The 10,035-nt window shown below is 62.2% G+C and carries 22 protein-coding genes; all 22 read right to left on the reverse strand.

Annotation, left to right across the window (positions count from 1 at the left end; all coding sequences use genetic code 11):
• Positions 1–3: 3 nt before the first annotated feature.
• Entirely contained in the window at positions 4–447 is a 444-nt protein-coding gene (rplO, locus tag AC5P9W_RS19210) for a 50S ribosomal protein L15 (protein ID WP_004154498.1), read from the reverse strand.
• A gap of 6 nt (positions 448–453) precedes the next feature.
• Entirely contained in the window at positions 454–645 is a 192-nt protein-coding gene (rpmD, locus tag AC5P9W_RS19215; protein ID WP_005408214.1) for a 50S ribosomal protein L30, read from the reverse strand.
• Positions 638–1,180: a 30S ribosomal protein S5 gene (rpsE, locus tag AC5P9W_RS19220; RefSeq protein ID WP_004154496.1), complete on the reverse strand. Its 543-nt coding sequence runs from the start codon at positions 1,178–1,180 to the stop codon at positions 638–640. Before rpsE ends, rpmD begins: the two co-directional genes overlap by 8 nt.
• A gap of 161 nt (positions 1,181–1,341) precedes the next feature.
• Positions 1,342–1,701, reverse strand: coding sequence for a 50S ribosomal protein L18 (gene rplR, locus AC5P9W_RS19225; RefSeq protein ID WP_026346969.1), 360 nt, complete (start codon positions 1,699–1,701; stop codon positions 1,342–1,344).
• Positions 1,702–1,781: 80 nt separating this feature from the next.
• Entirely contained in the window at positions 1,782–2,306 is a 525-nt protein-coding gene (rplF, locus tag AC5P9W_RS19230; RefSeq protein WP_021204580.1) for a 50S ribosomal protein L6, read from the reverse strand.
• Between the two features lie 18 nt (positions 2,307–2,324).
• Entirely contained in the window at positions 2,325–2,723 is a 399-nt protein-coding gene (gene rpsH / locus AC5P9W_RS19235) for a 30S ribosomal protein S8 (RefSeq protein ID WP_021204581.1), read from the reverse strand.
• A 258-nt stretch (positions 2,724–2,981) separates the two neighbouring features.
• Positions 2,982–3,287 carry a 30S ribosomal protein S14 gene (gene rpsN, locus AC5P9W_RS19240; protein ID WP_019659577.1) on the reverse strand — a complete coding sequence of 102 codons (306 nt, stop codon included), beginning with the start codon at positions 3,285–3,287 and terminating at the stop codon, positions 2,982–2,984.
• Between the two features lie 18 nt (positions 3,288–3,305).
• A complete protein-coding gene (rplE, locus tag AC5P9W_RS19245) occupies positions 3,306–3,848 on the reverse strand; it encodes a 50S ribosomal protein L5 (RefSeq protein WP_005415416.1) in 543 nt (180 codons plus the stop codon).
• An 11-nt stretch (positions 3,849–3,859) separates the two neighbouring features.
• Positions 3,860–4,177: a 50S ribosomal protein L24 gene (rplX, locus tag AC5P9W_RS19250; RefSeq protein ID WP_004154490.1), complete on the reverse strand. Its 318-nt coding sequence runs from the start codon at positions 4,175–4,177 to the stop codon at positions 3,860–3,862.
• 16 nt (positions 4,178–4,193) lie between these two features.
• Complete coding sequence (rplN, locus tag AC5P9W_RS19255) at positions 4,194–4,562, reverse strand: 50S ribosomal protein L14 (RefSeq protein ID WP_010483978.1); 369 nt, start codon at positions 4,560–4,562, stop codon at positions 4,194–4,196.
• A 12-nt stretch (positions 4,563–4,574) separates the two neighbouring features.
• Entirely contained in the window at positions 4,575–4,844 is a 270-nt protein-coding gene (gene rpsQ / locus AC5P9W_RS19260) for a 30S ribosomal protein S17 (protein ID WP_004154489.1), read from the reverse strand.
• A gap of 11 nt (positions 4,845–4,855) precedes the next feature.
• On the reverse strand, positions 4,856–5,041 hold the full coding sequence (gene rpmC / locus AC5P9W_RS19265) for a 50S ribosomal protein L29 (RefSeq protein WP_004154487.1): 186 nt from the start codon (positions 5,039–5,041) through the stop codon (positions 4,856–4,858).
• Positions 5,041–5,454 (reverse strand): 50S ribosomal protein L16, encoded by a 414-nt coding sequence (gene rplP / locus AC5P9W_RS19270; protein WP_004154486.1) that lies wholly within the window; start codon positions 5,452–5,454, stop codon positions 5,041–5,043. The genes rpmC and rplP overlap by 1 nt, the downstream gene beginning before the upstream one ends.
• 5 nt (positions 5,455–5,459) lie before the next feature.
• The gene (gene rpsC, locus AC5P9W_RS19275) at positions 5,460–6,194 is read right to left on the reverse strand and encodes a 30S ribosomal protein S3 (RefSeq protein ID WP_005415414.1); all 735 of its coding nucleotides are present in this window, start codon (positions 6,192–6,194) and stop codon (positions 5,460–5,462) included.
• Between the two features lie 18 nt (positions 6,195–6,212).
• Positions 6,213–6,548 (reverse strand): 50S ribosomal protein L22, encoded by a 336-nt coding sequence (gene rplV, locus AC5P9W_RS19280; protein WP_004145348.1) that lies wholly within the window; start codon positions 6,546–6,548, stop codon positions 6,213–6,215.
• Between the two features lie 12 nt (positions 6,549–6,560).
• The gene (gene rpsS, locus AC5P9W_RS19285) at positions 6,561–6,830 is read right to left on the reverse strand and encodes a 30S ribosomal protein S19 (RefSeq protein ID WP_005415413.1); all 270 of its coding nucleotides are present in this window, start codon (positions 6,828–6,830) and stop codon (positions 6,561–6,563) included.
• 6 nt (positions 6,831–6,836) lie between these two features.
• Complete coding sequence (rplB, locus tag AC5P9W_RS19290; RefSeq protein WP_004145339.1) at positions 6,837–7,664, reverse strand: 50S ribosomal protein L2; 828 nt, start codon at positions 7,662–7,664, stop codon at positions 6,837–6,839.
• A gap of 10 nt (positions 7,665–7,674) precedes the next feature.
• Complete coding sequence (gene rplW, locus AC5P9W_RS19295; protein ID WP_004145338.1) at positions 7,675–7,974, reverse strand: 50S ribosomal protein L23; 300 nt, start codon at positions 7,972–7,974, stop codon at positions 7,675–7,677.
• Entirely contained in the window at positions 7,971–8,576 is a 606-nt protein-coding gene (rplD, locus tag AC5P9W_RS19300) for a 50S ribosomal protein L4 (RefSeq protein ID WP_019659578.1), read from the reverse strand. The genes rplW and rplD overlap by 4 nt, the downstream gene beginning before the upstream one ends.
• Positions 8,577–8,588: 12 nt before the next feature.
• A complete protein-coding gene (gene rplC, locus AC5P9W_RS19305; RefSeq protein WP_004145336.1) occupies positions 8,589–9,239 on the reverse strand; it encodes a 50S ribosomal protein L3 in 651 nt (216 codons plus the stop codon).
• Between the two features lie 11 nt (positions 9,240–9,250).
• Complete coding sequence (rpsJ, locus tag AC5P9W_RS19310; protein WP_005408208.1) at positions 9,251–9,562, reverse strand: 30S ribosomal protein S10; 312 nt, start codon at positions 9,560–9,562, stop codon at positions 9,251–9,253.
• Positions 9,563–9,894: 332 nt separating this feature from the next.
• Positions 9,895–10,035 (reverse strand): EF-Tu C-terminal domain-related protein (locus tag AC5P9W_RS19315; RefSeq protein ID WP_487247787.1); only part of this gene is annotated, 141 nt, incomplete at its 5' end.

Raw genomic sequence — 10,035 nt, forward strand, 5'->3', positions numbered from 1 at the left:
TTCTTACTCCGTTACGCTGCCGCCGGCAGCTTCGATCGCGGCCTTGGCACCCGCCGTGGCAGCAATACCCTTCAGGGTGAACGCCTTGGTCACTTCGCCCTTGACGACGACCTTGGCCTTCTTGGCAGTGCTCGGAACCAGCTTGGCAGCACGCAGGGCGGCGAAGTCGATCTCACCGGCCGGCAGCTTGTCCAGTGCGTACAGCAGCACTTCAGCGGTGTCCTTGGCGATCGGCGAACGGAAGCCGATCTTCGGCAGACGACGCTGCATGGGGGTCTGGCCGCCTTCGAAGCCAGCCTTGATCTTGCCGCCACCCTTGCGGGCGAACGAACCCTTGTGGCCGCGGCCGGCAGTCTTGCCCAGGCCCGAGCCGATACCGCGACCGACGCGGGTACGCTCGGTGCGGGCGCCCGGTGCCGGGCTCAGTTCATTGAGACGCAGAGTCATGGTCGATTACTCCTCAACCTGGACGAGGTACTGAACCTTGTTGATCAGGCCGCGCACCTGCGGGCTGTCCTTCAGTTCACGCACATCGTTGAGCTTGTTCAGGCCCAGCGCACGCACCGACAGGCGGTGACGCGACTGGGTGCCACGCAGGCCACGCACCAGGCGGACCTTGACAGTCTTGTTGGACTCATTAGCCATGGTTGAGTTCCTCCACCTTCTTGCCGCGCTTGGCCGCGATGCGAGCCGGCGACTGTGCAGCAGCCAGGCCCTTCACGGTGGCACGCACCAGGTTGATCGGGTTGCGCGAACCGGTGGCCTTGGCCAGCACGTTCTTCACGCCAACGGCTTCCAGCACGGCGCGCATGGCACCGCCGGCGATCACGCCGGTACCTTCCGAAGCCGGCTGCATGAACACGCGGGCTGCGCCGTGACCATCCTTGATGGTGTGCCACAGGGTGCCGTTGTTCAGGTCAACGCTGACCAGGTTCTTGCGGGCCTGTTCCATCGACTTCTGGATGGCAACCGGCACTTCGCGGGCCTTGCCATAGCCGAAACCGACCTTGCCTTCGCCGTCGCCGACGACGGTCAGGGCGGTGAAGGTGAACTGGCGGCCACCCTTGACGGTCTTGCTGACGCGGTTGACCGCGACCAGCTTTTCGATCATGCCGTCGTCGATCTTCTCTTCGCGGTTACGGTCGCGATCGCGACCCCGCTGCTGACGCTCTTCTGCCATGTTGATTCCTTGGTTGTTTGGGTATGTACGGCTCGAAGCCGCTTATGGTTGTGGCGTGACGCGTTGTTCCGGTGGGCCGCTGCAGAAGAGCGGCGCCGTCCAGCCTCACTCAGGCTGGCGAGCAGGTGGGCAGGAGGCCAATGGCCCCCTGCCCTTGTCCCTTAGAACTGCAGGCCGGCTTCGCGGGCGGCTTCTGCCAGGGCCTTGATGCGGCCGTGGTAGCGGTAGCCCGAACGATCGAAGGCAACCTTCTCGATGCCGGCGGCCTTGGCGCGCTCGGCAACGATGCGGCCAACCTTGGCAGCAGCATCGGCGTTCTTGCCGTTCTTCAGGCCTTCGATGACGTCGGCCTGGGTGGTGTTGGCAGCAGCCAGCACCTTGGAGCCGTCGGCGGTGAAGACCTGGGCGTACAGGTGCTGGCCGGTGCGCAGCACCGACAGGCGGGCGACGCCGAGCTCACGGATGTGGGCACGGGTCGACTTGGCGCGACGCAGGCGGGCGATGTTCTTGTTCATTTTGATTATTCCTTGAAAGCTGAAGGAAGAGCTTTTCCCTGAGAAGTCCGCACAGGGATGTGCGGGCTCTTGCGAGGGACTCGCGCTTATGCCTTCTTGGCTTCCTTACGGATGATGACTTCGTCGGAGTACTTCACGCCCTTGCCCTTGTACGGTTCCGGCTTGCGGAACGCACGGATCTTGGCGGCGACTTCACCGACGACCTGCTTGTCAGCGCCCTGGACCAGGATCTCGGTCTGGGTCGGGGTCGACAGCGTGATGCCTTCCGGCGCCACGAACACGACCGGGTGCGAGAAGCCCAGCGACAGGTTCAGGTCCTTGCCCTGCATGGCAGCGCGGTAACCCACGCCCACCAGCTCCAGCTTGCGCTCGAAGCCTTCGGACACGCCCTTGACCATGTTGGACAGGATCGCACGCACGGTACCGGTCAGTGCGATCAGGTCGGCGCTTTCGGTGCTCAGGGTGGCAACGCCGTTGTCGACGTTGATGGCAATACCGGCCGGCTTGGCCAGCGACAGGGTGCCCTTCGGGCCCTTGGCGGTGACGCTGTCCGACTGGACGTTCAGTTCAACCTTACCCAGGGTAATCGGCTTCTTGGCTACGCGGGACATAGTTCTACTCCTTTCGCCTTAGGCCACGAAGCACAGGACTTCGCCGCCGACGCCCAGCTGGCGCGCCTGCGCATCAGTCATGATGCCCTTGGAGGTGGAAATGATGGAGATACCCAGGCCGTTCATGACCTTCGGCAGCTCGCTCTTGCCGCGGTACTGGCGCAGGCCCGAACGCGAGAAGCGCTTCAGGGTCGCGATGACCGGCTTGCCTTCGAAATACTTCAGCACGATTTCCAGCTCGGACTTGTTGTTTTCCAGCTGGGTCACGCGCAGGTCGGCGATGTAACCCTCGTCCTTCAGGACCTGGGCGATCGCAACCTTGATCTTGGACGACGGGGCTTTCACCGTCTGCTTGCCCACCGCGGCCGCATTCTTGATGCGGACCAGCAGGTCGGCGATGGGATCAGTCATGCTCATATGAGTACCTTTGAGTGCACCGATATCCGCTTTCGCGAAAATCTGTTGTCTCCTGGAAACGGGCCAGGTCCCTTGATGCAGCGGGCCGGAAGCCCACTCCTACGACCCCGTTTGCGCAGGGCAAGACGCGGGAGTATACGCCAAAAGAGCCCGGCTTGCGCCGGGCTCCTCGGTTTTTTTGCGTCGGGAAAGCTGAATGCCTCCCCTGCCCGGTTCAGGAACCCCCGAAGGGGCTCCTGATCGCAGGGCCGGCTGGGGTTACCAGCTGGCCTTGCGCAGACCCGGTACGTCGCCACGCATGGTGGCTTCACGCAGCTTGTTACGGCCCAGGCCGAACTTGCTGTAGACGCCACGCGGACGACCCGACAGCTCGCAACGATTACGCTGGCGGCTCGGCGACGAATCGCGCGGCAGCTTGGCCAGCTTGGTTGCGGCCTCGATCTTCTCTTCGTAGGTCGCGTCCACGGAGGACACGATCTTCTTCAGAGCCGCACGCTTTTCAGCGTACTTCTTGGCCAGCTTTTCCCGCTTGATGTCGCGGTTGACCATGGAGGTCTTTGCCATTTCGGTTTCCTCGACAGATCAGTTACGGAACGGGAACTTGAACGCTGCCAGCAGCGCCTTCGCTTCCGCGTCGGTCTTCGCAGTGGTGGTGATGGCGATATCCATACCGCGGATCGCATCGACGGCGTCGAAGTCGATTTCCGGGAAGATGATCTGCTCCTTCACACCCATGTTGAAGTTGCCGCGGCCGTCGAAGGAACGGCCGGAAACACCACGGAAGTCGCGCACGCGCGGCAGCGAGATGTTGATCAGGCGGTCCAGGAACTCGTACATCTTGTGGCGACGCAGCGTGGTCTTGCAGCCGATCGGCCAACCATCACGGATCTTGAACGACGCGACCGAGATACGCGACTTGGTGACAACCGGCTTCTGGCCGGAAATCTTGGTCATGTCCGCGACGGCGTTTTCCAGGATCTTCTTGTTGGTGGCAGCCTCGCCGACACCCATGTTCAGGGTGACCTTGACGAGCTTCGGTACTTCCATCGGATTGGTGTAGCCGAACTGCTTCATCAGCGCCGGCACCACTTCTTCCTTGTAGATCTTTTCGAGACGGGAAGTCATCTTCACATTCCTCAGGCGTCGAGCGCCTCACCGCTGGAGCGGAACACACGCAGTTTGCGTCCATCCTCCAGCACCTTGAAGCCAACGCGTTCGCCCTTGCCCGAAGCCGGGTTCAGCACGTTCACGTTGGAGATATGGATCGAAGCTTCGCGCTCGACCACGCCGCCGGCAACACCTGCCTGCGGGTTCGGCTTGGTGTGGCGCTTGACGATGTTCACGTTGGCGACGACCACACGGTCGCCGTCGACGCGGACGACTTCGCCCTGCTTGCCCTTGTCCTTGCCAGCGTTGACGACAACCTGGTCGCCCTTCTTGATACGGTTAGCCATGATTATCTCCTGTCGCTCACAGCACTTCGGGAGCGAGCGAGACGATCTTCATGAACTTCTCCGAACGAAGTTCACGGGTCACCGGCCCGAAGATACGGGTACCGATCGGCTCCTGCTTGTTGTTCAGCAGGACGGCCGCGTTGCCGTCGAAGCGGATCAGCGAACCGTCGGCGCGACGCACACCCTTGCGGGTACGCACCACGACGGCGTCATACACTTCACCCTTCTTGACCTTGCCGCGCGGAATCGCATCCTTCACGGTGACCTTGATGATGTCGCCGATGCCGGCGTAACGGCGCTTGGAACCACCCAGCACCTTGAAGCACATCACCTGCTTGGCACCCGAATTGTCCGCGACGTCAAGGTAGCTCTGCATCTGGATCATGATTCAGACTCCTTATTCAGCCGCACGCGTGATGACTTCCACCACGCGCCAGTTCTTGGTCTTGGACATCGGAGCAATCTCGGTCACGCGGACGACATCGCCTTCCTTGCAGGCGTTGTCGGCATCGTGGGCGTGCAGCTTGGTCGAGCGCTTGATGTACTTGCCGTACAGCGCGTGCTTGACCTGACGCTCAACCAGGACGGTAACCGTCTTGTCCATCTTGTTGCTGACGACACGGCCTTCGACCGTGCGCAGCGTCTTCTTTTCAGTATTGTCGCTCATAGCGGCCATCCTTACTTCGTGCTGCCGAGCAGGGTCTTGACGCGAGCAATCTCGCGACGGACCCGGCGAATGTCGTGGGTCTTCGGCAGCTGGCCGGTGACCTGCTGCATACGGACAGAGAACTGTTCCTTACGCAGGTCGATCAGGTGGGCCTTGAGTTCGTCAGCCGACTTTTCACGGAGAGTTTTGATATCCATCAGCGCACCGTACGGGTCACGAAAGTGGTGGTGACCGAGAGCTTGGCGGCGGCCAGGCGGAACGCCTCGCGAGCCACTTCCTCGGAAACACCCTCGATTTCATAGATCATGCGGCCGGGCTGGATCTGGGCCACCCAGTATTCCACGTTACCCTTACCCGAACCCATTCGGACTTCGATGGGCTTCTTGGTGATGGGCTTGTCGGGGAACACGCGGATCCACATCTTGCCGCCGCGCTTGACGTAGCGGCTGATCGAGCGGCGGGCCGCTTCGATCTGGCGCGCGGTCAGCTGACCGTGTGCGGTTGCCTTCAGGCCGTATTCGCCGAAGCTGACAGCGTTGGCGCTCCAGCTCAGGCCATCGTTACGGCCCTTGTGTACCTTGCGGTACTTGGTTCGCTTGGGTTGCAACATTGTCGTTACCTCGCTTCACGGGCCGGGCGCTGACGGTCACCACGGTCGCCGCGATCGTGACGATCGTTGCGCGACGGGGTGTCGTCCTGCTTTTCCTGGCCAACCTGGGAGAAATCGAAGACCTCGCCCTTGTAGATCCAGACCTTGATGCCGATGATGCCGTAGGTCGTCTTGGCTTCAGCGAAGCCATAGTCGATGTCGGCACGCAGGGTGTGCAGCGGCACGCGGCCTTCGCGGTACCACTCCGAACGGGCGATTTCTGCACCGTTGAGGCGGCCACCGACGTTGACCTTGATGCCCAGGGCACCCAGGCGCATCGCGTTGCCGACCGAGCGCTTCATTGCACGGCGGAACATGATGCGACGCTCCAGCTGCTGGGCGATCGACTCGGCAACGAGCTGCGCGTCCAGTTCCGGCTTGCGCACTTCGGTGACGTTGATGTGCGCCGGGACGCCCATCATCTCGCTCACTTCCTTGCGCAGCTTCTCGATGTCCTCACCGCGCTTGCCGATCACCACGCCCGGACGGGCGGTGTGGATCGTCACGCGAGCGGTCTTGGCCGGACGCTCGATCAGGATCTTGCTGATGCCGGCCTGGGCCAGCTTCTTGCGCAGCATGTCGCGCACTTTCAGGTCGGCTGCCAGGTAACCGGCGAACTCGGCCTTGTTGGCGTACCACTTGGAGTTCCAGTCCTTGGAAATGCCGAGGCGGATACCAATCGGATGAACTTTATGACCCATGGTCTTTTCCTTATCCGCTTACTTGGCGGCGCCCACAACCACAGTGATGTGGCTGGTGCGCTTGAGGATGCGGGTACCGCGGCCTTTCGCCCGCGCCATGAAACGCTTCAGGGTCGGACCTTCATCAACCATGATGGTCTGAACCTTCAGCTCGTCGACGTCGGCGCCCTGGTTGTTCTCGGCATTGGCAATAGCCGACTCCACCACCTTCTTGATCAGGTGGGCAGCCTTCTTGTCCGAGAACTTCAGCAGGTTGACCGCACGTTCGGCCGGCAGACCGCGCACCTGGTCAGCGACCAGACGAGCCTTCTGCGGGGAGATGCGCGCAGTGCGCAGGATGGCTTTCGCTTCCATTGTCATCTCTCCTTACTTGCCCGACTTCTTGTCACCACCGTGACCCTTGAAGGTCCGGGTGATGGCAAATTCGCCGAGCTTGTGGCCGACCATGTTCTCGTTGACGAGAACCGGGATGTGGTTCTTGCCGTTATGCACGGCAATGGTGATGCCTACCATGTCAGGCAGGATCATCGAACGGCGCGACCAGGTCTTGATCGGCTTCTTGCTGCCCGCAGCGGCCTCCACCTTCTTGACGAGGTGGTGATCGACGAACGGGCCCTTCTTGAGTGAACGTGCCATGGTCGATTAGCCCCTACGATCGCGGACGATGAACTGCTGAGTGCGCTTGTTATGGCGCGTCTTGTAACCCTTGGTCGGGACACCCCACGGGGTGACCGGATGCGGGTTACCCTGGCCGGCCTTGGCCTCACCACCACCGTGCGGGTGGTCAACCGGGTTCATGGCAGCACCACGAACGGTCGGGCGGACGCCGCGCCAACGCTTGGCACCGGCCTTGCCCAGCTTTTCCAGGCTGTGCTCGTCGTTGCCGACTTCGCCGATGGTGGCGCAGCACTCGACCGGCACCTTGCGCATTTCACCCGAGCGCAGGCGCAGGGTGGCGTAGATGCCTTCGCGGGCCACCAGCTGCACGGCCGCACCGGCGGCGCGGGCGATCTGAGCGCCCTTGCCGGGCTTCAGTTCGATGCAGTGGATGGTGGTACCGACCGGGATGTTGCGCAGCGGCAGGGTGTTGCCAGCCTTGATCGGGGCATCCGAACCAGCGATCACCTGATCACCGGCCTTCAGGCCCTTCGGGGCGATGATGTAGCGGCGCTCACCGTCGACGTAGCACAGCAGGGCGATGTGGGCGGTGCGGTTCGGATCGTATTCGATGCGTTCCACGCGCGCCGGGATGCCCAGCTTGTTGCGCTTGAAGTCGATGATGCGGTAGTGCTGCTTGGCACCACCACCGACGTGACGCACGGTGATGCGGCCATGGTGGTTACGACCACCCGAGCGGCTCTGCGACTCGACCAGGGCAGCGTGCGGAGCACCCTTGTGCAGGTCGGGAGTGACCACGCGCACGGCCGAACGGCGGCCGGGGGAAGTGGGCTTGAATTTCATCAATGGCATGGGATGTACCTCAGGCCTTGGCCGTTACATCGATCGACTGGCCATCGGCCAGGCGAACGTACGCCTTGCGCCAATCGCCGCGGCGGCCAGCACGGTTACGGAAGGACTTGTTCTTGCCCTTGACGTTGACCACGTTGACAGCTTCGACCTTGACGTCGAACAGCTGCTCAACCGCGGCCTTTACATCGGCCTTGGTGGCTTCGTTCGAAACTTCGAAGACATACTGGTTGGAGAGTTCCTGCAGGCGCGCGGTCTTTTCGGAGACACGCGGGGCACGCAGCACGCTGAAGATTTTTTCGTTGCTGTTCATGCCAGCCACTCCTCGACCTTCTTGACCGCGTCAGCGGTGATGACGACCGTGTCGGCACCCACCAGCGAGACCGGATCCAGGCCCTGGACGTCACGCACCTGCACGTACGGCAGATTGCGGGCGGACAGGTACAGGTGCTCGGACGCTTCTTCGGTGACGATCAGCGGGCGCTTGCCCACTTCCAGGCCGGCCAGCTTGGCGACCAGACCCTTCGTGTTGGTCACTTCGACGTCGAAGGACTCCACGATGGTCAGACGGCCCTGACGGTTCAGCTCGGACAGGATCGCGCACATGGCGGCACGGTACTGCTTACGATTGACCTTCTGCTCGAAGCTGCGCGGCTTGGCCGCGAAGGTGACACCGCCGCCGACGAAGATCGGAGCCGTCAGTGCGCCATGACGCGCGCCGCCGCCCTTCTGCTTCTTCGACTTCTTGGTGGTACCAGCCACTTCGGAGCGAGTCTTCTGTGCCTTGGTGCCGGCGCGACCGGCGTTGCGGTAAGCAACGACGACCTGGTGGACCAGATCTTCGCTGAAATCGCGACCGAACACGGCTTCGGAGACCGAGACCTTGTTGTTGCTACCCGTGATAACGAGTTCCATCGTCATCTCTCCTTATGCCTTGCTCGCCGGACGGACGATCACATCGCCACCGGCCGCGCCCGGAACGGCGCCGCGAACGGCGATCAGACCGCGCTCGACGTCGACCTTGACCACTTCCAGGTTCTGGGTGCTCTGCTGCACCGCGCCCATGTGGCCCGACATCTTCTTGCCCGGGAAAACGCGACCCGGGGTCTGGCGCTGACCCAGCGAACCCGGCGCGCGATGCGACAGCGAGTTACCGTGGGTTGCATCGCCCATACGGAAGTTGTGGCGCTTGATGGTGCCCTGGAAGCCCTTACCCTTGGTGACACCCTGGACGTCGACGATCTGGCCGACTTCGAAGATGTCCGCCTTGACTTCGCCGCCAACGGCGAAATCGCCGAGCTGCGCGTCTTCAACGCGGAATTCCCACAGGCCACGACCCGCTTCCACCTTCGCCTTGGCGAAGTGGCCGGCTTCCGGCTTGTTGACCAGGGCAGCGCGACGCGCGCCGACGGTCACCTGCACGGCGCTGTAGCCGTCGGTTTCGACGGTCTTGATCTGCGCGATGCGGTTCGGGGTTGCTTCGATCAGGGTCACCGGGATGGAGCGGCCATCTTCAGTGAACACGCGGCTCATGCCGGCCTTGCGGCCCACGAAGCCCAACGAATACTTCTTCGTCATGGTCGTAGTCCTCAGGTCAGCTTGATCTGAACGTCGACGCCGGCAGCCAGTTCGAGCTTCATCAGCGCGTCCACGGTCTTGTCATTCGGGTCAACGATATCGAGCACGCGCTTGTGCGTGCGGGTCTCGTACTGGTCACGCGCGTCCTTGTCGACGTGCGGGGAGACGAGAACGGTGTAGCGCTCGATCTTGGTCGGCAGCGGGATCGGGCCACGCACTTGCGCGCCGGTCCGCTTTGCCGTTTCAACGATCTCGCTGGCCGAACGGTCGATCAGACGATGATCGAACGCTTTCAGCCGGATCCGGATCTTTTGGTCCGCCATGGCGGTAGGTTCCTTCGTTAAAAGAGCGACAGACAAAGCCTCTGGGTTGCTTTGCCCCATGAAATTCCTGAATACGGACGGCCCACACTCCTGCAGGCCGACAAGGTCACTCCATAGACCTCAAAAACGTAGGCAGACCAGTTTCCCGGCCTGCCCAGACGTAGAAGCATAATGGCACACAAGGCAGCTGTCAACAGTCGCCTGTTGACGCCGCCTGAATGGCATTGACCCTTCCTGGTCCGGGGAACACAAGGCACATCCTGTGCCTGCTTTCCCATTTGATACGCCCCGATGCCCTACCCAGGCAACATCGGGGCGCAGATACTACCAGATTACTCGATGATCTTCGAGACCACGCCGGCGCCGACGGTGCGGCCGCCTTCGCGGATGGCGAAGCGCAGGCCTTCGTCCATCGCCACCGGGTTGATCAGGGTGACGACCATCTTGACGTTGTCACCCGGCATCACCATTTC

This window comes from Stenotrophomonas sp. YJH_SMC_33 (genome assembly GCF_059372295.1).

Excerpts from the sequence above, each read along its gene's own strand:
- rplE (WP_005415416.1), bottom strand. The coding sequence starts at position 3,848 with ATGACTTCCCGTCTCGAAAAGATCTACAAGGAAGAAGTGGTGCCGGCG.
- rpmD (WP_005408214.1), bottom strand. The coding sequence starts at position 645 with ATGGCTAATGAGTCCAACAAGACTGTCAAGGTCCGCCTGGTGCGTGGC.
- rplO (WP_004154498.1), bottom strand. The coding sequence starts at position 447 with ATGACTCTGCGTCTCAATGAACTGAGCCCGGCACCGGGCGCCCGCACC.
- rplW (WP_004145338.1), bottom strand. The coding sequence starts at position 7,974 with ATGAACAGCAACGAAAAAATCTTCAGCGTGCTGCGTGCCCCGCGTGTC.
- rpmC (WP_004154487.1), bottom strand. The coding sequence starts at position 5,041 with ATGGATATCAAAACTCTCCGTGAAAAGTCGGCTGACGAACTCAAGGCC.
- rplX (WP_004154490.1), bottom strand. The coding sequence starts at position 4,177 with ATGGCTAACCGTATCAAGAAGGGCGACCAGGTTGTCGTCAACGCTGGC.
- rpsQ (WP_004154489.1), bottom strand. The coding sequence starts at position 4,844 with ATGAGCGACAATACTGAAAAGAAGACGCTGCGCACGGTCGAAGGCCGT.
- rpsH (WP_021204581.1), bottom strand. The coding sequence starts at position 2,723 with ATGAGCATGACTGATCCCATCGCCGACCTGCTGGTCCGCATCAAGAAT.
- rplF (WP_021204580.1), bottom strand. The coding sequence starts at position 2,306 with ATGTCCCGCGTAGCCAAGAAGCCGATTACCCTGGGTAAGGTTGAACTG.
- rpsJ (WP_005408208.1), bottom strand. The coding sequence starts at position 9,562 with ATGGCGGACCAAAAGATCCGGATCCGGCTGAAAGCGTTCGATCATCGT.
- rpsC (WP_005415414.1), bottom strand. The coding sequence starts at position 6,194 with ATGGGTCATAAAGTTCATCCGATTGGTATCCGCCTCGGCATTTCCAAG.
- rplD (WP_019659578.1), bottom strand. The coding sequence starts at position 8,576 with ATGGAACTCGTTATCACGGGTAGCAACAACAAGGTCTCGGTCTCCGAA.
- rplC (WP_004145336.1), bottom strand. The coding sequence starts at position 9,239 with ATGACGAAGAAGTATTCGTTGGGCTTCGTGGGCCGCAAGGCCGGCATG.
- rplV (WP_004145348.1), bottom strand. The coding sequence starts at position 6,548 with ATGGAAGCGAAAGCCATCCTGCGCACTGCGCGCATCTCCCCGCAGAAG.
- rplN (WP_010483978.1), bottom strand. The coding sequence starts at position 4,562 with ATGATCCAGATGCAGAGCTACCTTGACGTCGCGGACAATTCGGGTGCC.
- rpsN (WP_019659577.1), bottom strand. The coding sequence starts at position 3,287 with ATGGCAAAGACCTCCATGGTCAACCGCGACATCAAGCGGGAAAAGCTG.
- rpsS (WP_005415413.1), bottom strand. The coding sequence starts at position 6,830 with ATGGCACGTTCACTCAAGAAGGGCCCGTTCGTCGATCACCACCTCGTC.
- rpsE (WP_004154496.1), bottom strand. The coding sequence starts at position 1,180 with ATGGCAGAAGAGCGTCAGCAGCGGGGTCGCGATCGCGACCGTAACCGC.
- rplB (WP_004145339.1), bottom strand. The coding sequence starts at position 7,664 with ATGCCATTGATGAAATTCAAGCCCACTTCCCCCGGCCGCCGTTCGGCC.
- rplP (WP_004154486.1), bottom strand. The coding sequence starts at position 5,454 with ATGTTGCAACCCAAGCGAACCAAGTACCGCAAGGTACACAAGGGCCGT.